22 protein-coding genes are annotated in these 24,087 nt (G+C 36.9%); 4 read left to right on the top strand and 18 right to left on the bottom strand.

Annotated elements, in window-relative coordinates; all coding sequences use genetic code 11:
* Positions 1–1,710 carry an Rqc2 family fibronectin-binding protein gene (locus ABH960_RS10935; protein WP_404445025.1) on the top strand — a complete coding sequence of 570 codons (1,710 nt, stop codon included), beginning with the start codon at positions 1–3 and terminating at the stop codon, positions 1,708–1,710.
* A gap of 370 nt (positions 1,711–2,080) precedes the next feature.
* Positions 2,081–3,151: a M24 family metallopeptidase gene (locus tag ABH960_RS10930; protein ID WP_002128840.1), complete on the top strand. Its 1,071-nt coding sequence runs from the start codon at positions 2,081–2,083 to the stop codon at positions 3,149–3,151.
* 42 nt (positions 3,152–3,193) lie between these two features.
* Here the strand turns inward: ABH960_RS10930 and ABH960_RS10925 are convergent, their stop codons facing one another.
* The 5 genes from ABH960_RS10925 to ABH960_RS10905 form a co-directional block, all read right to left on the bottom strand.
* Complete coding sequence (locus ABH960_RS10925; protein WP_002014486.1) at positions 3,194–3,535, bottom strand: YoqO family protein; 342 nt, start codon at positions 3,533–3,535, stop codon at positions 3,194–3,196.
* A gap of 152 nt (positions 3,536–3,687) precedes the next feature.
* Complete coding sequence (locus ABH960_RS10920) at positions 3,688–4,818, bottom strand: RNA-guided endonuclease InsQ/TnpB family protein (RefSeq protein WP_404445021.1); 1,131 nt, start codon at positions 4,816–4,818, stop codon at positions 3,688–3,690.
* Between the two features lie 708 nt (positions 4,819–5,526).
* Positions 5,527–5,892, bottom strand: coding sequence for a YoqO family protein (locus ABH960_RS10915; protein ID WP_002128842.1), 366 nt, complete (start codon positions 5,890–5,892; stop codon positions 5,527–5,529).
* A gap of 551 nt (positions 5,893–6,443) precedes the next feature.
* On the bottom strand, positions 6,444–7,403 hold the full coding sequence (locus ABH960_RS10910) for a Kiwa anti-phage protein KwaB-like domain-containing protein (RefSeq protein ID WP_404445018.1): 960 nt from the start codon (positions 7,401–7,403) through the stop codon (positions 6,444–6,446).
* A 1-nt stretch (position 7,404) separates the two neighbouring features.
* Positions 7,405–8,028, bottom strand: coding sequence for a hypothetical protein (locus ABH960_RS10905; RefSeq protein ID WP_404445015.1), 624 nt, complete (start codon positions 8,026–8,028; stop codon positions 7,405–7,407).
* A gap of 459 nt (positions 8,029–8,487) precedes the next feature.
* Here ABH960_RS10905 and ABH960_RS10900 point away from each other — a divergent pair, with 459 nt between their 5' ends.
* Positions 8,488–9,873 carry a membrane protein gene (locus ABH960_RS10900; protein ID WP_002033770.1) on the top strand — a complete coding sequence of 462 codons (1,386 nt, stop codon included), beginning with the start codon at positions 8,488–8,490 and terminating at the stop codon, positions 9,871–9,873.
* Between the two features lie 165 nt (positions 9,874–10,038).
* Complete coding sequence (locus ABH960_RS10895; protein WP_002033769.1) at positions 10,039–10,293, top strand: YbeF family protein; 255 nt, start codon at positions 10,039–10,041, stop codon at positions 10,291–10,293.
* 116 nt (positions 10,294–10,409) lie between these two features.
* Here the strand turns inward: ABH960_RS10895 and pyrE are convergent, their stop codons facing one another.
* From pyrE to ABH960_RS10830, 13 genes are all read right to left on the bottom strand, one after another.
* Complete coding sequence (gene pyrE / locus ABH960_RS10890) at positions 10,410–11,042, bottom strand: orotate phosphoribosyltransferase (protein ID WP_404445011.1); 633 nt, start codon at positions 11,040–11,042, stop codon at positions 10,410–10,412.
* Positions 11,039–11,755 (bottom strand): orotidine-5'-phosphate decarboxylase, encoded by a 717-nt coding sequence (pyrF, locus tag ABH960_RS10885; protein ID WP_000083510.1) that lies wholly within the window; start codon positions 11,753–11,755, stop codon positions 11,039–11,041. The genes pyrE and pyrF overlap by 4 nt, the downstream gene beginning before the upstream one ends.
* A complete protein-coding gene (gene pyrD / locus ABH960_RS10880) occupies positions 11,740–12,669 on the bottom strand; it encodes a dihydroorotate oxidase B catalytic subunit (RefSeq protein WP_404445007.1) in 930 nt (309 codons plus the stop codon). The genes pyrF and pyrD overlap by 16 nt, the downstream gene beginning before the upstream one ends.
* Positions 12,666–13,445 carry a dihydroorotate oxidase B electron transfer subunit gene (pyrK, locus tag ABH960_RS10875; RefSeq protein WP_002088239.1) on the bottom strand — a complete coding sequence of 260 codons (780 nt, stop codon included), beginning with the start codon at positions 13,443–13,445 and terminating at the stop codon, positions 12,666–12,668. The genes pyrD and pyrK overlap by 4 nt, the downstream gene beginning before the upstream one ends.
* Positions 13,442–16,660, bottom strand: a complete 3,219-nt coding sequence (gene carB / locus ABH960_RS10870) for a carbamoyl-phosphate synthase large subunit (RefSeq protein ID WP_219303430.1) — start codon at positions 16,658–16,660, stop codon at positions 13,442–13,444. The genes pyrK and carB overlap by 4 nt, the downstream gene beginning before the upstream one ends.
* Positions 16,645–17,742, bottom strand: a complete 1,098-nt coding sequence (locus tag ABH960_RS10865) for a carbamoyl phosphate synthase small subunit (protein ID WP_404445002.1) — start codon at positions 17,740–17,742, stop codon at positions 16,645–16,647. The genes carB and ABH960_RS10865 overlap by 16 nt, the downstream gene beginning before the upstream one ends.
* Positions 17,739–19,025, bottom strand: a complete 1,287-nt coding sequence (pyrC, locus tag ABH960_RS10860; RefSeq protein ID WP_404444999.1) for a dihydroorotase — start codon at positions 19,023–19,025, stop codon at positions 17,739–17,741. The genes ABH960_RS10865 and pyrC overlap by 4 nt, the downstream gene beginning before the upstream one ends.
* Positions 19,009–19,923: an aspartate carbamoyltransferase gene (gene pyrB / locus ABH960_RS10855; RefSeq protein ID WP_002128846.1), complete on the bottom strand. Its 915-nt coding sequence runs from the start codon at positions 19,921–19,923 to the stop codon at positions 19,009–19,011. Before pyrB ends, pyrC begins: the two co-directional genes overlap by 17 nt.
* A gap of 147 nt (positions 19,924–20,070) precedes the next feature.
* A complete protein-coding gene (uraA, locus tag ABH960_RS10850) occupies positions 20,071–21,363 on the bottom strand; it encodes a uracil permease (RefSeq protein ID WP_002014712.1) in 1,293 nt (430 codons plus the stop codon).
* A 146-nt stretch (positions 21,364–21,509) separates the two neighbouring features.
* Positions 21,510–22,052, bottom strand: a complete 543-nt coding sequence (gene pyrR / locus ABH960_RS10845) for a bifunctional pyrimidine operon transcriptional regulator/uracil phosphoribosyltransferase (protein ID WP_001156489.1) — start codon at positions 22,050–22,052, stop codon at positions 21,510–21,512.
* A gap of 204 nt (positions 22,053–22,256) precedes the next feature.
* Positions 22,257–23,165, bottom strand: a complete 909-nt coding sequence (locus tag ABH960_RS10840) for an RluA family pseudouridine synthase (RefSeq protein WP_002137978.1) — start codon at positions 23,163–23,165, stop codon at positions 22,257–22,259.
* Between the two features lie 4 nt (positions 23,166–23,169).
* Positions 23,170–23,628, bottom strand: coding sequence for a lipoprotein signal peptidase LspA (lspA, locus tag ABH960_RS10835; RefSeq protein ID WP_219303434.1), 459 nt, complete (start codon positions 23,626–23,628; stop codon positions 23,170–23,172).
* Positions 23,629–23,752: 124 nt separating this feature from the next.
* A complete protein-coding gene (locus tag ABH960_RS10830) occupies positions 23,753–24,082 on the bottom strand; it encodes a TraR/DksA C4-type zinc finger protein (RefSeq protein ID WP_404444993.1) in 330 nt (109 codons plus the stop codon).
* Between the last annotated feature and the right edge of the window lie 5 nt (positions 24,083–24,087).

The following is a 24,087-nucleotide window of genomic DNA, read 5'->3' as shown; positions in this document are numbered from 1 at the left end:
ATGGCATTCGATGGATTATTTACAAGAGCAATTACACATGAAATTGCAAATTCTCTTCAAACAGGAAGAATTTCAAAAATATATCAACCCTCAAAATATGAAGTTTTATTACATATTCGAGCAAACGGAAAAAACCAAAAGCTAATTCTTTCATCTCACCCTACATATGCGCGTATGCACTTAACAAATCAAAACTACAATTCACCAGCGCTACCGCCGATGTTTTGTATGCTTCTTCGCAAACATTTAGAAGGTGGATTTATTGAAAAAATTGAACAAATTGACTTAGAACGTATTATTCAAATTACAGTCCGCAGTCGCAATGAAATCGGTGACGAATCAGTAAAAACATTAGTAATCGAAATAATGGGACGACACAGTAATATTATCTTAGTAGATACGAAAACAAATGTTATTTTAGATAGCTTAAAACACGTTTCTTTAGCGGTAAACCGACATCGTACTGTATATGCTGGAGCTGAATATGTTGCCCCACCGGCACAACATAAAATTAATCCGCTTCTTATCGAAACAGAAAATGATTTTATTAAACCGCTAGACTTTTTATCTGGCAACATGGACAAACAACTTGTCGGAGCATTCATGGGAATTTCCCCATTATTTGCAAAAGAAGTTGTAAAAAAAGCAGGTATGGCAAATGAAAAAGCATTATCTGAAGCTTTCTTCAGCTTGCAAAAACCTTTGCTAACACATCAGTACGTGCCAGCAATGATAACAGCAAATGGAAAAGAGTTCTTTTACCTATTCCCTCTTTCTCACTTACAAGGAAACGAAAAAACATTTTCATCTGTTAGTGAATTATTAGATCGTTTCTTCTTTGGTAAAGCAGAGCGCGATCGTGTAAAACAACAAGCTCACGATTTAGAACGCTTTATGCAAAATGAAAAAACAAAAAACGAAAAGAAGCTAATTAAACTAGAAAAAACATTACAAGATGCCGGAAAAGCAGATAAATACCAACTATTTGGAGAGCTACTTACAGCCAATATGTACGCTTTGAAAAAAGGTGATAAAGAGATAGAAGTCGTTAACTATTACGACGAAAATGGTGGGACTGTAAAAATCACATTAGATCCTTTAAGAACACCATCCGACAATGCACAACGCTATTTCCAAAAATATCAAAAAGCAAAAAATTCAGTTGTTGTTGTAGAAGAACAAATCGAAAAAACAAATGAAGAAATTCTTTATTTTGATAGCTTACTTCAACAAATGGAGGTTGCTTCTTCAAAAGATATTGAAGAGATTCGTGAAGAACTGGCCGAAGAAGGTTATGTACGTAATCGTAAGAAGAACAACACAAAGAAAAAACCGACAAAACCGGTATTGGACAAATATTTAGCTAGTGATGGAACAGAAATTTTCGTCGGTAAAAACAATAAGCAAAATGATTATTTAACAACGAAATTCTCCCGTCGTGATGAAATTTGGTTACATACGAAAGACATACCTGGGTCCCACGTTGTCATTCGTTCTCTTGAACCTACGGAAGAGACTTTACACGAGGCCGCTAAAATCGCTGCTTATTACAGTAAAGCAAAAGATTCTAGTTCTGTTCCTGTAGATTTCACAAAGGTACGCCATGTCAAAAAACCGAGCGGTGCAAAACTTGGATTTGTTACATATGACAATCAACAAACATTATATGTAACACCAGATGCTGATACAGTAATGAAATTAAAAGCGTAAATATTAAAAAATGCGTTGCTTGCTAGCAACGCATTTTTTATATGGTTTCAATTCAGTTCATATATCCATTCACTCATTCATAACATCTTTCTTCCCTTCAATATTGTCAAAAAAATTGACAGTGTCATTTCACATCTGTATAAATTTTTTTACAGTATGTATATAAAGTGCACCTCCAATCAATATTTTTTCATCCCCCCACTGATTATTGAAGTAATCTTGATTTTATGAACAAACCGCCTCTCACAAATAGCGGGCTAATTTTTCATCTCCCCTAAAACATATGTAGTTCCTACTATCTTTTTTCCTCAAATATATATTTTGGCACGCTATTTGCTTTATTCAATACTGTGAAAAGGGGGAAATTAACATGACTTTAAGAATTAATAAAATCCAAAATCAACTACAAAAATATGAAATTGACGGATTACTTATTACAAAAAAAGAAAATCGCCAATATGCAACAGGCTTTACAGGCAGCGCTGGCGTCGTCTTAATCTCTGCGGATAAAGCGGTTTTTATAACTGATTTTCGCTACGTAGATCAAGCGAAATCACAAATAAAAGACGCTGAAATTGTTATGCATAAAGGAAATTTAGAGAAAGAAGTTGCAAATCAAGTATCGAAATTAAACATTCAAAAACTTGGAATTGAAGAAAATAACATGACATTACAACAATATAAAAACTTACAAAAATACGTACATGCGGAAATGGTTCAAGTGTGCGAAATCATCGAAAATATTCGTATTATTAAAGACATGCCTGAAATAGAAACAATGAAAATCGCAGCTAATATTGCTGACGAAGCATTTCACCACATCCTTACGTTTCTAAAACCAGGAATAAGTGAAAATGATGTACGAGATGAGTTAGAATTTTTCATGCGAAAAAAAGGGGCTACATCCTCTTCATTTCAAATCATTGTAGCTTCTGGTGTTCGTTCTTCACTTCCTCATGGAGTTGCATCAAATAAAATAATCGAACGAGGCGACGTCGTTACATTAGATTTCGGTGCACTTTACGATGGATATTGTTCCGATATAACACGTACTGTAGCAATTGGGGAACCATCAGAAGAATTCAAAAAGATATACAATGTTGTACGAGAAGCGTTAAAACGTGGGACGGAAGCAATTAAACCTGGGGAAACTGCGAAAAGTATCGATGATATAACGAGAGATTACATTACAGAACATGGATACGGTCAATATTTTGGACACTCTACCGGTCATGGTCTTGGGTTAGAAATACATGAACCTCTTCGCCTATCCCAAGAAAGTAAGGCTACTTTAGAAGAAGGTATGGTTGTTACCGTTGAACCTGGTATTTACATACCGAACTGGGGCGGTTGTAGAATTGAAGATGATATCGTCATTACAAAAGACGGATATGAAGTTATTACAAAATCAAATCGGGAACTAATTGTTATCCCTTGTTAAAATCATAGAAAAAAATGCCACCGAATAAGGTGGCATTTTCTTTTATTCATTAGCGAATAGCTTTTCGTTTACTTTTTTAGCGATTACCGCTACCGACATTAATATACATATTAAATATAGCAATTTCGCAATAAATAACCACCCTTGAAACATTACAATTCCATCTATTATCTCATTTCCTTTCAATAACAAAAACGGAATTGTGCTAATTATAATGACAAACTCGATGCTGAAAACAATTTTCTTTTTTCGGCTATATGCTTTCCATTCCTTCCAGCGATACATAGGTGCAAAAATCAATACTCCTATACATAATATAACTGGCACCCATTCACTTTTAAGAAATTGCCCTGAAATAACTGATAATAGTAAACAAACGAGCACACCATAATACCGATACGATAAACTTAACTAAATCTATGCAATTCAATCAAATTTACACAAGTTAGTGCTTCATCGTGTTCTCGCAACCCCGAAGGGACGAGGGGTATAACACTCCACACGAGGCAGTATCGTTACCTCCTATTATCAAGCTTTTATTTTACCCATCTTGATAAATTTATCGAAGCATTTAAATCTCTATCATGATGGCTATTGCACCCAACACAACGCCACTCACGTATTTTTAAACTCCACTGTCCTTCTGGTTGAACTGAATGGTCGTATTTTACTCCGCAACATGAGCAAATCTTGCTTGAGGCGAACCATTTATCAGCTTTTACATACTCAATGCCATACTTCTCGCACTTGTATGACAAACATTGAAAGAAGAAGTTTAATTTTTGAAATAAAAATGCTTTCGATAGTTTTTTGTTTTTTAACAGGTTTGAGATAGGTAAGTCTTCCACAACAATTCTCATTGGTTTGGTTTTCACCAATTTAGCTGTTGATTGATGGATATGGTTATTTCGGATATTCGTAATTTTCCTAGATAACCGAAGGTGCTCAGTTTTAGCTTTTTCATATCCGGCAGATTGAAATTTCACACCTTTTTTAAATCTCCTAGACATATCTCTTTGCGCTGACTTTTTCCTTTTCAAAAGTTTTTTAACCTTAGCATCTTTGTTTATATTTCGTTCTTTCGTACCATTAGAAGCTACAAACAGCTCTTTTAAACCAACATCCACACCAATCGACTCATTGGTTAGTTCTTGTGATTCAAAGTCTTCCTGGAACCCTACACTAATCCACCAGTGACGACCATCAAATGTAACTCTTGGATTTGATGATTTTTTGTTTCTTGGTAGTTGTTGGCTTGTTTTCACTTCTCCAATAGACTGAATATGAACTACTTTCTTTCCTATAATCAGTCTTTCATAATTGGCATAAAATCCTTGGATTAAATCTTTTTTAGATTTATAAGAAGTGTGATAACCATTTTTGTACTTTTTGAACGAATGTTTCCTCGCCGTATCAAAATCTTTTGAAGCCTGTTTGGGAACTTGTGCGTTGATGTCATTTAACCACTCATATCTCTTTCGCTTCTTGATCTTTGTAAATCGTTTCTGTAAAGCTAACTGTGAAACAGATTTTCCAAATAGCTTATAATATCTATCACTCATTCTTTTACAATAGTTATAAGCGAATCTTGCAGCACCAGCATGGTTTCTAAGCACTTTTTCTTGTTCAGGCGTTGGAATCAGTCTAACTTTCTTCGCCAATATCATCAGAAGCCTACTCCTTTACTGTGCGATTATTCGAGCACTCACCTTTTAGATAACGAAAGATTGATCCTTCTGAATAGTAGCGTGTTCCATCAGCATTCTCCTAAGACTACTAGGATGCAAACCTGTTAATTCCGATACTTGACTAACTCGTAAAAATTTCATTATTATTCTCACCTCATTGGATTTACCATAGCACATACGTTCGGTAGATTCAACGAGATTTGATAGATTTAATTAAATTTATCTTGTTCAACTAAGGGCGCAAGTCCTTAGCCAGTTCTCTTATGAACTTCTCATGTTTTCACATGAGCGCAGACTATATGTTTATCTCTTTAGAGATAGAGGATTTTTCCATCACCATAGGCTTGTGATGTACTCTCGTCAGTTATACGAGATAGTCGTTGAACGTTCATCTTATCAATTTTAACTTAGATGATTCGATGCGGAAGACCCATCGTTCTAGTGTTTAGGATTTAATCTTGCACGATCTGATTGATTTTTTCTGCTTTCGCAACATTCACGCTCACCATTTCTAGCCACGTTGTAGTTCAATCAGCTTTAGGGATTGCCCGCAGTTAACCCTCACTACTAGCCAATCACTTGACTAGCAGGGCTTACTGATATATTTAATTAAATTTGGTTATAATTGGTTAAATAAATCGTAACAGTTAGTTACCCTATTTTCTCTCTCATTCGTACTCCCCCATTCTACTTCTTCTTTAATATGTAACTTGCTATACTTATAACAATTCTTAGCAAAATAACAACTACAATTACAAGATAAAGAGCTTTTGCAGACGACAACCATTGTTGAAAAATAGACATTTTCTCCATTTGCTTCTGACCTTCTATTAAAATAAAACCTACGACAAACGAACTAACAACAATGATACCTATCATAATTCCAATACTTTTCTTGCTATATTGTTTCATATCATCCCAGTTATATAAAAGTACAAATACAAACCCGAAAACAGGTATGATACTGATCCATTCATTGTTTGTGAACAGATTTAAAATGATTAATAGACTACAAGAGAGGATGAATCCCCAAAATCCAATTTGTTTGCGCATATACCCCCTCAAATTCCATTTTTAGGATTAATTGTATTGTAACATCCATTTACTATTTTTACCATTACAGTACATGAAATTTCACTTTTTCTTTTTCCTATACTCACATACTTTCACTGCTTTCATACAATAAACTACACGAATGCCTAAAGGATGTGAATGTTATGGGAGTTGAATTAACGCTGTTACATACTCTCTATATTCTTTGTTTACTCACTATTATTGCCTTTTTTATTTTTAGAAAAGATATAAAATAATCCTTTCAACATCTTTCTTATCCTTCAAGTCAATTCCCTACTTATTTACTCGTAATAAAAAACAAACCCCCTTTTCGCCGAGAGTTTGTTTCCTTCATTTAATAAATACTTTTTACAAAGTTAAAAAATAAACTAATTGACTTGTTATACAATACATTACAATCAAATAGATTAATAACCTCAACTACCCAAACAATGAATTGCCAACGTTAACAACAGTAACAATAAGAGTAATAATATGTAAAAATAGCACTTTAAGCTATATTGATAATAGAAAGTATTCTCCTATTTCTTTTATATCTTTGATTTATTTCGTGCTCGATATTTATTTTCTGTAATCAATGATGTCACAAAATTATCCAATATGACATCCACCACAATACGGGCCTCTTCCTTAGTTGTACACTCAATTTTCCCCTCATCATTTAAGTTCAACTGAATTGTACCTTCTTGAATCAATTCTACAATACGTTCCCTACTTATTGTCTCGAATTCATAATCAGCTGCACGGGCCAACTTCTTTTGTAGCATGACTTGCGATTCAATAAATTGCCCTAGATCTGTACCATCAGATAAAATATCTAAGTCTCCTATTTGCTCAACAACCCTTTCAGCAGCTTCTCGGAACTTTTCATAATACTTAAATAATGATAAGATTTTATTTTCATGATACAAGACTACATTATTTTCAAAAATAATACCGTCCCATTGCTCATCAAGATAGAGTTTTTTATTTCTGCCATCCTCTATAATATATCGGCCTCTTCCCACATCATAAGTAAGAATCGTCTTTCTTTTCAAAAGCACACCTTCATTTAATACCTTCAAAAAATATATAGGTGTTTCACCAATTTGAAACTTAGCAATTAATGCTTTTGGCTTAAAACCTTCACGATTAATAAGCTCACTTGCGTTGCTCACACCGTGTCCCCTAGTAATAGTGTTAGCCCATTCATTTAGCTGATTTAAATTTTCTAAACTTATGAACCTTTTTAGTGTACTTCCTTCATCATCTGCCTCCGACATATTAACCAACTCATATTCTAGCAAGTTCGACAAGAATGGTTGGGTCACGTTTAGTAACCAATCCTGTACCTCACCTTCAACAACTAATTCCGCTGGATTACACTCATCATAAACAGAGGCCGTACCTCCTCTTAGTTGGGTACCTACAATAAAAAGTCTAAAAGCATTTTGGTCAGTATCTCGGATCTGGCAAAATTGTTCCTTAAAAGTTTCAAGATTTAATTGCATTCTATGTTCCACTCCTATTTAAGCCACTTAGCAAAATTTTGTTCTCTACTAGTCGATAGCATGTTAAACTCTCATCAATTTTTCTTTCTAAATTTTTTTCATGACTAATGATAATTACATTTCCTAATTCACATTCGACTGCATACAATTTCATTCCAAATAAAGTAATCAAAGGATTTATATACAACAAATCAGAATTTAAAGATAACCACATAATCATCGCAATCAAGATACAAAAAATCACAATTTCTTTTGTGCTCTGGGTATTTAAACTAACCAGCGGCAAAACATACGTCATCAAATATACCAAAACATCTTTATCTCTAGATTGTATTTCCTTTAAGCGTATATTAATTTGGCCAACTCTGTTCCTTTGAGTATTCTTAATTTCATATATGACATAACTACAACACATCAAAGAAATCAAAAACATTATTATAGACATGAAACTCAATATTCCCTTTGAACTTCCTATTTCCAGCTCGAAGAGAATGCCTGCAAATTTCCAATATTTCATTACATAATAAAAGAATTCAAAGTTACAAAACTTGATCAGTAAAACTAAAAACAAAGGAAAATACGCTGACATTACTAGCGACATCCGGAACCATAAAGGATTAACCATATAAACGCCTCCATTTGGCCGATAATTATACATTACCAAACATTCACCAATTATACATTAAATTAACATAAAATCTGCTATTACTTAAATTTTAACACGAACTAGAGTTCGAATCCATTTCTCAACACATTAAAATTTTTTCTACTTATCAAAATAAATGAAAATATATTAGTCCTCAAATATAAAATGCAGATGAACACTATACTTAAAATAATCCTACTAATAATATATTCGGCTCTCCCCCGAAACTTTTCACCAATAATTATCGGAATGATTGTCATTACTATTGCTACGATATTTATTTTATATGTTAGCCACTATTTTTCTAACTAGTTTTAAAATGATATATACTACACCCAGAAGCCGTTTTCCACATATACCCATTTCATTCCTTATACTCACATACCTTCACCGCTTTCATACAATGAACTACACGAACGCCTAAAGGATGTGAATGTTATGGGAGTTGAATTAACGCTTTTACATGCTCTCTATGTTCTTTGTTTACTCACTATTATTACCTTTTTTATTTTTAGAAAAGATACGACGATCATTTGTATCGTTTTTATCTTTTTATTAGCATTAACCGCTACAAGTTCTATCCCTCTTGCTATTAGCGGTATTTTTCAAAGTTTCATTTACGCCATTACTGAGCTATTACCAACTATATTAATCATCTCCATTATCGTATCAATGAGCAATCTACTCGTTCATACCGGCATAAATGATACGATGATTTCACCATTTACAAAGATGATTCGGACACCTGCACATGCCTACTGGATTATCGGTCTTTTAATGATGACAATTTCCTTTTTCTTTTGGCCTTCTCCAGCTGTCGCCTTAATGGGGGCCATTTTATTACCAGTCGCTGTACGCGTCGGCCTTCCGCCAATTGGAGTCGCAATCGCTATGAACTTATTCGGACACGGCATCGCCTTATCTGGTGACTTCGTAATTCAAGGTGCACCGAAATTAACTGCAGACGCTGCTGGTCTTCCTGTTTCCAGCGTTGTTTCAGCCAGTGTTCCCCTCGTTATCGTTATGGGTATTGTGACAACTTCCGTCGCATTTTTCTTCTTACGAAAAGAATTTCATACAGGCTTATCTATACAAGAATCTATTCCATCAACTGAGTCTTCTAAAACGCTCACTTCATTATCTCCTCAGACAAAAAAATGGCTCGCTATTTGTATTCCGATCGTATATGCCATAGATATTCTTTGCATGATTCAATTTAAACTACAAGGAAGCGATGCAACTGCACTTATCGGCGGGACGACTGTTATTATGATTATCATTATTTCTCTCATCGCCTACAAAGGTAATGGACTGAATAAAACGACCGATTATTTTATAGAAGGGCTCCAATTTGGATTTAAAATCTTTGGTCCAGTTATCCCAATTGCTGCACTCTTTTATTTAGGAGATAGCGGCTTTGTGAAAATTATCGGGGACTATTTACCGAAAGGTTCACATGGAATCATTAACGACTTAGGAATCGCCTTATCTCAAATTGTTCCTTTAAACCAATATGTATCGGCAGGAACATTAACTATCGTTGGTGTCATAACAGGCTTAGATGGATCTGGCTTTTCCGGTATATCACTTGCTGGTTCGATTGCCAATCTTTTCGGAACAGCACTTGGGCATGGAACAGCTACATTAACAGCACTTGGGCAAATTGCAGCAATCTGGACTGGCGGTGGCACTTTAATTCCTTGGGCGCTTATTCCTGCCGCTGCCATATGCAAAGTAGATCCGTTTGAACTTGCACGCCGAAACTTTTTACCAGTTGTGATTGGCTTAATCGTCACCACGATCGTTGCGATGTTTATTCTATAGCGTAAGCGAGTATTCTCTTGCTTACGTTTTTTATTGTGAAATCAATCATTTATTACTACTTTCAAAAGGGATTATGTATATGTTAGCGAAGTTATATTAGGAGAGTATTTATTTCAAAACGTTTACGAGAAACAGATTACTTCAATTAGAAAAGGGGACATAACTATGAATGAATTGATTTTTGTCTTATTAATTTGTCCATTACTTATCTTTATCGTTTCTGTTATTGGAACACGTAGAACGAGAACGTACTATGTAATGCCAATTGTAACGTTTGCTAGTTTTTTAATAGTAGGTGCTATCGCCTTCCCTCCAAAGTTTTTCTTTTGGGTCGGTATGTATAGTATCTTCTCATTTATTATTTCTTATATGACTCTATTGTTTGTGAGAGGATATGAAGTTGCAGAAAACAATAAGTAGTTATTAGTGAGGAGATTGTACTATGATTTTCTTTGATATCGATGGAACTTTACATACAATTTTAACAATTATATAAAAAAGACGACCGCGTTCCCCCGCGGTCGTCTTTTTTCGTGTTACGCTGTGATCCAAGCTTCATTAGCTGGATTTTTACGCCACTCTTGTAATTTTTTCGTTTCAGCTTGTCCGATCATACCTTTTTCTGCTGCAACTTCAGTTAATGCACTGTAATCACTTAAAGAATATGATGCTACGTTTGCTGCTTCTAGTTTCTCTTTTCCTGACTCAAGCTCGTATGTGAAGATTGATGCGATTCCTAATACTTCACAGCCAGCTTCGCGAAGTGCTTCTACACATGTAATTGCACTACCGCCAGTTGAAATTAAGTCTTCTACTACTACTACTTTTTGACCTTTTTCAGCTTTTCCTTCGATTTGGTTCCCTTTACCGTGACCTTTTGCTTTACTACGCACGTAGCACATTGGTAAATCCATACGATCGCTTACCCATGCAGCGTGCGCAATACCAGCAGTTGCTGTTCCTGCAATAACTTCTACAGTTGGGAAGTGCTCTTTAATTAACTCTTCTAATCCAGCTGCAATCGCTTGGCGTACTTTTGGATAAGATAAAGTTAAGCGATTATCACAATAAATTGGTGATTTTATACCAGAAGACCAAGTAAATGGGTCATTCGGTTGTAAAAATACTGCTCCAATTTCTAATAAATGCGATGCGATTTCTTTTTTCATACTGTTACACCTTCCCACTGTTGTTTTACTGTTTTATACGCTTCAAGCGGATTTTCTGCTTTTGTAATACTACGTCCAACTACGATGTAGCTTGAACCAAGTTCCCTCGCACGTTTCGGTGTTGCTACGCGCACTTGGTCATTTACATCATCACTTGCAAGACGAATCCCCGGTGTTACTGTTACAAATTCATTTCCGCATACTTCACGTAATTTTGGTACTTCAAGTGTTGAACAAACAACTCCATCAAGTCCACTTTCTTTCGTTAATTTTGCATAATGAGCAACCGCTTCTTCTAACGTTTTCTCAATGCCAATCTCTTTTTTCATCATAGCTTCCGAAGTGCTTGTTAATTGTGTAACGGCAATACAAATCGGTCTCTCTTTTCCTTCTTGCTTACCTTCCTCTAATCCCTCAATCGCAGCTTTCATCATACTGCTTCCCCCAGCAGCATGAACATTTACCATATCTACATCTAGACTAGCTAGGCTACGCATAGCGCTTTTTACCGTATTCGGAATATCATGAAGTTTTAAATCTAGGAAGATTTTATGTCCTTTTTCTTTTAAGTACGTAATAATTGCAGGACCTTCTTTGTAAAACAACTCCATACCAACTTTGACAAATAACTCTTCCCCTTCAAAGTGGTGTAAGAATTGTTCTACCTCTTGTTTCCCTGGAAAATCTAGTGCAACGATTAACGACTGTGACATGTTTGCTTCCAGCTCCTTCCTTGACATTCCGAAATATGATCAAATCCTAATTCATCTAGTAATGCTGGTAATTCTTCAATAATTGTCGGACATACGAACGGATTGATAAAGTTCGCCGTTCCAACTGCAACCGCGCTTGCGCCAGCATAGAAGAATTCAATTACATCTTCCGCTGTTTCAATACCACCCATTCCGATGATCGGAATGTTAACCGCTTGACTTACTTCATGTACCATACGAATTGCTACTGGCTTAATCGCAGGCCCTGATAGTCCGCCCGTACGGTTTGCTAAAATTGGTTTTGCAGTTTTTAAATCTAGACGCATACCAAGCAATGTATTAATCATCGTTAAACCGTCCGCACCCGCATTTTCAATTGCTTTTGCAATTTCCACAATGTTTGCCACGTTCGGTGACAATTTCACATATACCGGTACTTCAGAAACCTCTTTTACTCGCTTCGTTAAATCAGCAGCAATTTCAGGATTTGTACCAAAAGCGATACCACCCGTTTTTACGTTTGGACAAGAAATATTTAATTCTAGCGCATGAACATTAGGTGCCTTTGAAATCGCCTTCGCAACCGCTACGTAATCCTCAGCTTGTGAACCCGCAACGTTTGCAATAATCGGAAGATCAAATTGCTCGAGAAAAGGTAATTCAGAATTCATTACCTTTTCTAATCCAGGATTTTGAAGCCCGATTGCATTTAGCATTCCGCCTGGTGTTTCAGCAACACGAGGCGTTGGGTTTCCATAACGAGGTTGTTCTGTTGTCGCTTTAATCATAATTGATCCAAGTACACTTAAATCATAGAACTGTGCATACTCACGACCAAATCCGAAGCAACCAGATGCTGGGATGATTGGATTTTTTAATGATAACCCTGGTAATTCAACTTGCAATCTGTTCATAGTACAACCTCCCCGATTGGAAATACTGGTCCGTCGCTACACACCTTCTTGTAAGAATGTCCACTCGGATCTGCTTGCAAATGGCATACACATGCGAAACATGCTCCGATACCACAGCCCATACGTTCTTCTAATGAAATGTAGGCTTTTCTCTCCTTATAGCGTCCTTCTAATGCACGAAGCATCGCTAAAGGTCCACATGAGTAGAGAATGTCAAAGTCAATTCCATAGCTATCGATTACATCTGTTACAAACCCTTTTGTACCATGTGTACCATCAACAGTTGCAACATACGTATCACCAAGTTCTGCGAATTTCTCTTCATAGAAGACAACATCTTTCGTTTGGAAACCTAAGATGTGAATAACGCGTACTCCTTTTGCTACAAGACGCTGTGACAATTCATATAGTGGTGGTACACCAATTCCTCCACCAACTAATAGAGCCGTTTGTCCAGATTCCGCTTCTTCTACAGGAAATCCATGACCAAGTGGTCCTAACACATCTACAAGTTCACCTTGTTTTCTTTTCGCTAATGTTTTTGTCCCTTGTCCTTCCGCACGATATAGCATTGTAAATTCGTTCTTGTCTTGATCGACATTACAAATACTAATTGGGCGGCGCAGAAGGGGCGTAATGCCCTCTGCTACCTTAATGTGTACAAACTGCCCTGGATCGTTCATTTGCTGCACTAAATCCCCTTGAAGCACTAATTCGTAAATGTTTTTTGCGATTTCTTTTTGGTTAACGACGATCATATTTTGCTTTTGCATCATGCATGTACCACCTCGTGACGCTTCGTTTGCGTAATTTCTTTCATTGAATGAGCTGAGAATGTCATAGATTCTAATACTCCCAAGATTGCTCTCGTTGTATCAAGTGATGTTAAGCAAGCCACACCATTTTCTACTGATTCACGGCGAATGCGGAAACCATCACGCGCTGGTTGTTTGCCTTTTGTTAATGTATTGATTACAAACTGTGCTTTCCCTTGACGAATAATATCAAGTAAGTTGTAGTCTTCAGAATCAATTTTGTTTACAACTTGCACCGGAATGTTTTGTTCTGTTAGCGATTGTGCTGTTCCTGCTGTTGCTAATAAGTTATAGCCGATTTCATGGAAGCGTTTTGCGATTTCCAGCGCTTCTTCTTTATCTTTATCCGCTACAGTGATGATTACTGATCCGTGCGTTGGAATGTTAATTCCTGAAGCAACAAGTCCTTTATATAATGCTTTTTCAAGCGTTAAATCTTTACCCATTACTTCCCCTGTTGATTTCATTTCAGGCCCTAATGTTGTATCAACTGAGCGTAGTTTCGCAAATGAGAATACCGGTGCTTTTACATACACTTCCTTCTCTTCTGGGTGATAGCCAGTTCCATATCCTTGTTCTACAAGGTTTTGACCTAAAATAACTTTCGTTGCGATATTTGCCATCGGTACGCCTGTAATTTTACTTAAGAATGGTACTGTACGGCTCGCACGTGGATTTACTTCAATTACATACACTTCATCTTTGAATACTACAAACTGAATGTTTAGTAATCCAACAATGTTTAAACCTTTTCCAAGCCCAATTGTATGTTCAATAATTTGTTCTTTTAGTTTTTCAGATAAGCTCTGTGGTGGATATACTCCAATTGAATCCCCAGAGTGAACTCCAGCGCGTTCGATATGTTCCATAATACCTGGAATGAATACATTCTCACCGTCTGAAATTGCATCTACTTCAATTTCTTTACCAACCATATAACGGTCGATTAATACTGGGTGATCTGCGTGAACTTTAACCGCATTTTTCATGTAGTGCAGTAATTCTTCTTGACGATATACGATTTCCATCGCACGTCCACCTAGTACGTAAGATGGTCTTACTAATACTGGGTAACCAATTTTGTCAGCGATCGCTACTGCTTGCTCTACAGTCGTTGCTGTTTTACCAACTGGTTGCGGGATACCAAGCTTTGTTAAAGCTGCTTCAAACTTATCACGATCTTCTGCACGGTCTAAATCTTCAAGTGATGTTCCTAAAATTTTCACACCGTGTGCTTCTAATTTAGCCGCTAAGTTAATTGCCGTTTGTCCACCGAATTGGACGATAACACCTTCTGGCTTTTCTAAATCGATAATGTGCATTACATCTTCGATTGTTAATGGTTCAAAGTATAATTTGTCAGAAATACTGAAGTCTGTTGAAACTGTTTCTGGGTTGTTATTAACAATGATTGCCTCATACCCAGCTTCTTTTATTGCCCATACAGAGTGAACTGTTGCATAATCAAACTCAACACCTTGACCAATACGGATTGGACCAGATCCTAGTACAACTACACTCTTACGATCTGTTACAATCGATTCATTCTCGTCACCATATGTGCTGTAGTAGTATGGTGTTGCAGATTCAAACTCTGCCGCACAAGTATCTACCATCTTATAAACAGGAGTCATATTGCTTTCTTTACGCATATCGTAAATTTCACGCTCTGTTTTGTTCCAAGCATTGGCGATGTAATGGTCACTGAAGCCCATTTCTTTCGCAGATTGTAACACTTCCATATTTCCTACATTCGCTTTTACTTCGCGTTCCATGTTTACGATATTTTCAACTTTTTGTAAGAAGAAGAAGTCCATTTCACACCATTCGTTGATTTCTTCTTTCGTTACACCTTGACGGATCGCTTCTGCTACAACGAACAGACGCTCGTCATCAGCTTTTATAATACGCTTTTTCATCGTTTCTTTATCAAGCTCTTTTAAGTGGTCTAACTCTAGGTGATAAACGCCAAGCTCTAAAGAACGGATCGCTTTTAATAATGATTGTTCTAAGTTACGTCCAATTGACATAACTTCACCAGTTGCCTTCATTTGTGTACCAAGTGTTCTGTTTGCTGATTCAAACTTATCAAATGGCCAACGTGGAATTTTTGAAACAACATAGTCTAATGCTGGCTCGAAGCAAGCGTATGTTTTTTGTGTTACTGGGTTTATAATTTCATCTAATGTTAAACCGACTGCAATTTTCGCCGCTAGCTTTGCAATTGGATATCCAGTTGCTTTAGATGCTAGTGCAGACGAACGACTCACACGCGGGTTTACTTCGATTACATAGTATTGGAAGCTATGTGGATCAAGTGCAAGCTGAACGTTACATCCACCTTCAATTCCTAATGCACGAATAATTCTTAATGAGGTGTTTCGTAACATTTGATACTCACGGTCACTTAATGTTTGGCTCGGTGCTACAACGATAGAATCACCTGTGTGAACCCCAACCGGATCGATATTTTCCATGTTACATACTACAATCGCGTTATCATTCGAATCGCGCATTACTTCATATTCAATTTCCTTACAACCAGCAATACTCTTTTCTAATAGACATTGTGTTACTGGACTGTGTTTTAATCCACCTGATACGATTTCAATTAGTTCTTCTTCATTATTACAGATTCCGCCACCTGTTCCCCCCATTGTAAATGCTGGACGAACAATAACTGGATAACCAATTTCTTTTACAAATTCATGTGCTTCTTCCAGCGTATGAATAATCGTGCTAGATGGAATTGGTTCATTTAATTCCTGCATTAATGTACGGAATAAATCACGATCCTCGGCTTGCTCGATTGCTGATAATTTTGTTCCTAAAATTTCAACTCCGCACTCTTCAAGTATGCCTGATTTCGCAAGTTCAACCGCCATGTTTAGGCCTGTTTGACCACCTAATGTTGGTAAGAGTGCATCTGGACGTTCTTTACGAATAATACGGCTTACGAATTCTAATGTTAATGGTTCTATATATACTTTATCTGCTGTTGCAGTATCTGTCATAATTGTTGCTGGGTTAGAGTTAACAAGGATTACTTTGTAACCTTCTTCTCTAAGAGATTGACAAGCTTGTGTTCCAGAATAATCAAACTCTGCTGCTTGCCCAATTACAATTGGTCCTGATCCGATTACTAAAATTGTGTTAATGTCTAGGCGTTTTGGCATAACTCTTCCCCTTCTTTCTTGAAGTTTTCAATCATTGCTAAGAAATCTTCGAATAAATCATTTGCATCTTCTGGTCCTGCAGAAGCTTCTGGATGGTATTGCACTGTAAATGCTGGGAACTTCGTATGACGAAGACCTTCTACTGTTCCATCATTTAAAGCAACATGTGTAATTTCCAGTTCTGTATTTCCAACTGATTCTTCTTCTACTGCGTAACCATGGTTTTGAGAAGTGATTGCTACTTTTCCAGTTGCAAGATTTTTTACTGGATGATTTAAACCACGGTGACCGAATTTTAACTTACTTGTATTCGCACCAGATGCCAGGGCGAACAATTGATGTCCTAGGCAAATCCCGAATAAAGGAACTTTACCAATAATTTCTTTTAACATTTCAATTGCTTCTGGTACATCTTTCGGGTCCCCAGGTCCATTACTTAACATAATTCCATCTGGGCTAAGGCGTAGAATTTCTTCTGCTGTTGTATTGTAAGGTACAACAATTACATCACAATCACGCTTATTTAATTCTCGTAAAATACCATGTTTCATTCCGAAGTCTACAAGTACAACTCGGTGTCCACGGCCTGGACTTGGGTATGGATCTTTTGTTGATACGCGTTTCACATGATCTGTAAAGACAGTTGCTTTCAATTGGCTAACGATGTCCTCTACATCCACATCCATATTGCAAAGACGTCCGCGTAAAGTTCCATATTTACGGATTTTTCTTGTTAATTTTCTCGTATCAATTCCTGCTAATCCTGGGATATTTCTTTCTTTCAAGTAATCATTTAGCGAAATTTCATTACGGAAGTTTGATGGGTGATCACAAATTTCGTTTACGATTAAACCATTTACAGATGGGTGAATTGATTCAAAATCATCACGGTTAATGCCGTAGTTTCCGATTAATGGATACGTAAATGTTACGATTTGACCGCAGTATGATGGATCAGATAAAGTTTCTTGATATCCAGTCATCCCAGTTGTAAATACAACCTCACCTGACTTTTCGATTTCTCCTCCGAAACCTTTTCCAATTAATACTGTTCCATCTTCTAAGATAAGTTGTCTTTTCATACTAATGCACTCTCCTTTTGCCATGCGATCTTACCACCAACGATTGTCATAACCGGCCAACCTTGGCATTTCCAACCTGCGAATGGTGTATTTTTTCCTTTTGATAAGAATGTTGTTGGATCAATTTCTTCTTCTTGTTCTAAATCGATAATTGTAATATCAGCTGTTCTACCTTCTGTTAGGCGCCCTGCTTCTAAACCGAATGTGTCAGCCGGTTTTTCTGTTAAGAATTGAATCAGTTGCTCTAATGTAATGATTCCTTTTTTCACAAGGTTCGTATATAAAAGCGGGAATGCTGTTTCAAAACCAGTAATTCCGAACGGCGCTCTTTCAATCCCTTGTGCTTTCTCTTCTGCAGTATGCGGTGCATGGTCAGTTGCGATCATATCAATTGTTCCATCTAATAGTCCTTCAATTAACGCTGTATGATCTTCTTTTCCTCGAAGCGGTGGATTCATTTTAAAGTTAGGATCAGCCGATGGGATATCATCTTCACATAATACTAAGTGATGCGGTGTTACTTCTGCTGTCACCTTAATTCCAGCACGTTTCGCGTCACGGATTACACGTACAGATCCTTTTGTACTTACGTGACATACGTGGTAGTGACAATTTGCAGCTTCCGCAAGTAAGATGTCCCGGGCAATATGTACGGATTCACATACTGATGGGATACCGTTTAATCCGTGTTTCTCAGAAAACTTCCCTTCATGTACACATCCTTTATTAATAAGTGTGTTCTCTTCGCAGTGTGCAACAACTGCCATATTTAATTTCGATGCACGCTTCATTGCAGCTAACATCATGCTTGCATCTTGCACGCCTACGCCATCATCAGTGAAAGCAAACGCTCCAAGTTCTTTTAACGTTTCAAAATCGGTCATTTCAGAACCTGCTTGACGTACTGTAATTGCTCCATATGGTAATACATTTACATGTGCTTTTTCTTTAATACGCTTTTGCAGGTCTTCCATATGTTCTTTACAATCTGGTACTGGGCGTGTGTTTGGCATTGCGCAAATTGTAGTAAATCCACCTTTTGCTGCTGCAAGTGTTCCTGTTTCAATTGTTTCTTTATGTTCACCACCTGGTTCACGAAGATGAACGTGTACATCTACTAATCCAGGTGCGATTAACTTTCCATTTACATCGATTACTTCAGCATTATCTGCCGTAATATTTTCTGCTACCTTCGCAATTTTACCGTCTTGTACGAGAAGATCTGTTGCTACAATTGTCCCTTCTTCATTCATATAACGACCATTTTTAAACAAATAATTCATGTTTCATTCCTCCTAATACATTTGGTAATGCGCGTTTTAGTACAGCCATTCTTACGTAGACCCCGTTTTCCATTTGCTTGAATATGCGTGAGCGTTCACACTCGACAAGTTCACTTGCAATTTCAACATCACGGTTTACAGGGGCTGGATGCATAATAATGCTTCCTTCTTTCATACGTTTTTCTCTTTCAACTGTTAACCCATGTTGCTCGTGATACTCTTTCATAATGTCTGTTTCATAATGGTCATGACGCTCATGTTGTACACGAAGTAACATCATCACATCCACTTCTGGAACAAGTTCATCTAAACTCTTGTACGTTCCAAATGTGTTCTCTTCATCTTTCCACTCTTCTGGGCTTGCAAAGTAAATTGTCGCGCCCAGTTTCGTTAATGCTTCTGCATTAGAACGTGCTACTCGGCTATGACGAACATCCCCAACTATTGCAATCTTCAAACCTTCAAATCTTCCAAACTCTTGTTTAATTGTTAGAAGATCGAGTAGACATTGCGTTGGATGATTTCCACATCCATCTCCAGCGTTCAAGATTGGGATATTCACCTGATCTTTTAATTCATCGAAGTAACGATCTTGCTCATGGCGGATGACTACCGCTTTTGTTCCGATTGATTCTAGTGTTCTTATCGTATCGTATAAAGTTTCTCCTTTTTGTACGCTAGATGCATCTGCGGAAAAGTCTAATACTTCAAGTCCTAATCTCTTCTCAGCAACTTCAAAGCTAAATCTCGTCCTCGTACTATTCTCAAAGAACAAGTTCGCAACAAATGTTTGCTCTGTCGTTTTTCTCTCTTTTCCATTCGCGAAATCTTCTGCGTCTTTTAGGATTTCTGAAATTTCTTGTTCCGATAATTCACTCATCGTTAACAAATGGCTCATCGTCATCCCTCATCTTTCTGTTTTTTATGATAACACCATTGAATTTATATAACAATAACTGTATAAAAATACCCTAGTCTTTGAGACTAGGGTGCGTTAAAGTAGCCACCCTTTTCTATCTCACAGGACTGAATTAAAAGGTTATTTTTATGAAGCAATCTGCTTAGATTGTTTTGTTTTATTTGTTTGTTTTGTCTCTGGTAGTAGTAGATTTAATAGTACACCTACAATTGCTGCTAGCGCCATTCCTTCTACTTGGAACGATTCACCTACGTGCAGTACCGCTCCGCCAATACCGATTACTAGTATAACTGATGCAATCATTAAGTTTCGTTTGTCACCTAAGTCTGTTTTATCGTCTACCATCATACGTAAACCACTTGATGCGATTACACCGAAGAGTAAGATTGATACACCACCCATAACTGGTGTTGGAATCGAATGAATCAGTGCTGAAATCTTCCCGATAAATCCAAACATGATTGCGAACACTGCTGAACCGATGAATAAGTATACACTGTATGCTCTCGTAATTGCTAGCACACCGATGTTTTCACCGTACGTTGTATTGGGTGGTCCTCCTATTAGTGATGCGATCAATGTTGCTATCCCATCACCGAAGATTGAACGATGTAAACCTGGTTTTTCAATTAAATCTCTTTTAATAACATTTCCAAGTACAATTTGATGTCCGATATGTTCTGAAATTGTTACAAGTGCAACTGGCACCATTAAGAGTACAATTTTCCATGAAAACTCCGGAGTATATGTTACAAACGGTACTGTGAAGTCTGGTATGACAAACCATTTTGCCTCAGCTACTGGCTTTAAATCTACTAGCCCTTGGAAGTAAGCGAATATATACCCACCGATGATTCCAAGTAGCACTGGTATGATACTGAAAAATCCTCTCCCGAATATGGAGCAAATGATTGTAATTGCTAATGTTACTAATGCTACTGAAAAGTGTGTAATGCTATACTTACCATCCGCACCGTTCATCGCCATGTTCACTGCTGTATGTGCTAAAGATAAACCGATTACCATTACGACTGGCCCAACTACGATTGGCGGAAGTAATTTCATAATCCATTCTGACCCAGATTTCTTAATTCCGAGTGAGATTAAGATGTAAACAAGTCCCGCAAGCATTCCTCCAAGCATCGCTGCTCCAGGTCCACCTGCTGTTTTTGCTGTAATAATTGGTGCAATAAAGGCGAATGATGATCCTAAATATGCTGGTACTTGACCTTTCGTTATTAGAAGAAACGCTAGCGTTCCTAATCCACTTGATATTAAAGCTACTGATGGATTCAGTCCTGTTAAAAACGGAACAAGCACTGTTGATCCAAACATCGCGAACAAATGTTGTATACTTAATAATAACCATTTTCCCGGTTTCGGTACTTCATGAATGTCTAACACTGGCTTTTGCTCCATTGTTACATACTCCTTCAGTTTTAATTTTTGCAATAAAAAAACTCTTTGTGCCTGTGCACAAAGAGTCCTACACTTTCGTATGCCAAATTTGACATATGAAAGCCAAGACCCTTTGGCAGCCTCACAGGACTACATTTAAAAGGGCTTTACTTATCGTATATGCTTACTCGATCTTGTTGATCTGTCTCTTGCAAATCAACTTCGATACGCTCTTCACTAGATGTTGGAATGTTCTTTCCTACATAATCAGCGCGAATTGGTAATTCACGATGACCTCTATCAACAAGAACAGCCAATTGGATTTGTGATGGTCTACCTAAATCCATAAGAGCATCCATTGCTGCTCGAACTGTTCTTCCTGTATATAACACATCATCCACAAGGATAACTTTTTTCTTCGTAATATCTACAGGAATATCAGAACCTTTTACAAGTGGTTCTTTATGTTTCGATTGTAGTGTTAAATCATCACGATACAACGTAATATCTAACTCTCCTACTTCCATCTCTTTTCCTTCAATTTGACCAATTCGTTCTGCCAAACGTTGTGCAATAAAAATTCCACGTGTTTTTATTCCGACAAGAACACAATTATCGACACCTTTATTTCGTTCCACGATTTCATGACTAATTCGTGTTAAAGCGCGGCGAATCATTTGGTCATCTAAAACGACAGCTTTCTCTTGCATGCTCTACACCTCCAAGCTTTTTTTCTTGCGTGAGAGTAATGGTATAAAAAAAGTCCTCTCAGCGTGTGCGAGAGGACTTTTGAAAAAAGGGTACAACATACCCTAAGTATTTCAAACCGTTACCTTCTCAACCTCACGGGGCTGTGTTAAAGGATCATTATTTAACTGTTGTCAGTATCTCAGTTTTCTTATGATTTGTCAATACTATTTCCGTAAAATATTTAGCGCTTCTTCAAACACTTCTGGAATCGGTGCCTCAAACTCAATATATTCACCAGTACGAGGGTGATCGAAACCTAAAATCCCTGCATGAAGTGCTTGTCCATTCATATCTAATGTTTTCTTCGGACCATACTTTGGATCCCCTGCAAGTGGATAACCAATATATTTCATATGAACACGAATTTGGTGTGTACGTCCCGTTTCTAAGCGGCATTCTACAAGTGTGAAATCCTTAAATCGCTCTAACACTTGGAAATGTGTAACTGCATTCTTACCATTTTCATCAACAGTCATACTTTGACGTTCTTTTTTATCACGACCAATTGGAGCGTCAATTGTTCCTTTATCATGTGGAATTACACCATGTACAATCGCTTTATAGCGTCTTGTTACCGTTTTTGCTACAAGTTGATTTACAAGTGATTCATGCGCCATATCATTTTTAGCAACCATTAATAATCCAGATGTATCCTTATCAATACGGTGTACTATACCAGGACGCATTACACCATTAATACCTGATAGGTCTGTACAATGATGCATAAGTCCGTTTACAAGCGTACCCTTCGTATGCCCTGGTGCTGGATGTACTACCATGCCACGCGGCTTATTTACAACTAGTACATCGGCATCTTCATAATAAACTTCTAAATTCATATCTTCCGGTTGAATATCTAACTCTTCTGGCTCGGGAATTGTTACTGTAATTTCATCATTTCCTTTTACTTTATAATTCCCTTTAACTGATTTCCCATTTACTGTCACAACAGCATCTTTAATCCATTGCTGCACTTGTGAACGTGACCATTCACTGTTTATTTCTGCAACGAATTTATCAATTCGCTCGCTTTTTTGTTCTTCTGCAACTGTTACTTGTACTACTTCACTCATTCAATTACTCCTTCGCTTTCTTTCCTTCTAATACTGTTTGAATAATAATTAATACAACTCCAATACATAATGCTGAGTCAGCTATATTGAATACCGGATAGTTGTACGAGAAAATATACACGTGAATGAAATCCACTACTTCTTGTCTAAATACACGATCAATAAAATTGCCAATTGCTCCGCCTAAAATTAGACCTAATGAAATACCTAGAAGCTTGTCCGTTTTCGCATATTTTTTCATATAAAATACGATAAATCCTACGAAAATGACTGTAATAATGTAGAAAAACCACATTTTATTTTCTAAAATACCCCAGGCAGCTCCTCTATTTCGATGAGATGTTATGTATAATACATTATCGATAATCGGAATGCTCGTACCCAATTCCATGTTCTTTACAATTAGCCACTTCGATATTTGATCGATGGCAATGACAAATAACGCTATTACATAATATATCATTTTCATTTCCCCCACAAAGACAGTGTACCTCAAAATTTTAGCATAGCTGCTACCTTTTCACAATGAACCTTTGTAGAAGAATAAAATAAATTAAAAAAAGGTAACATAATATCGTTGTGCGTATTCATACATTTACCTTTTCATAGAAAAATTCATGAATAGTACGAGCAGTCGGCATTGTTTTCATTTGTTTTGTAGAAATCGCTCTTCCAGTTTCTTCACAAATACCGTACATATCTATTTCCATTTTAAACAATGCACGTTCTACATCTTTTAAATCCTCTTTTATATCATGTAATAGCAATTTTTTCTTTGCCTCTTCCTTTATTTCGTATCCAAGTTCTTGCCCAAATTCCATATAGTATGTGTGCATTGCTTCTTTAGCCAGTCTATCTTGCAACTCTTTTCTCATCAATTGCAATTCTTCTTTTATTTCCATATAAATTTCATTCACGTGTA

Source organism: Bacillus sp. RC252 (assembly GCF_044909215.1).
Classification (GTDB): Bacteria; Bacillota; Bacilli; order Bacillales; family Bacillaceae_G; genus Bacillus_A; species Bacillus_A mycoides.
The sequence above is the reverse complement of the archived record's forward strand: the minus strand, read 5'-3'. Positions and strand labels throughout refer to the sequence as shown.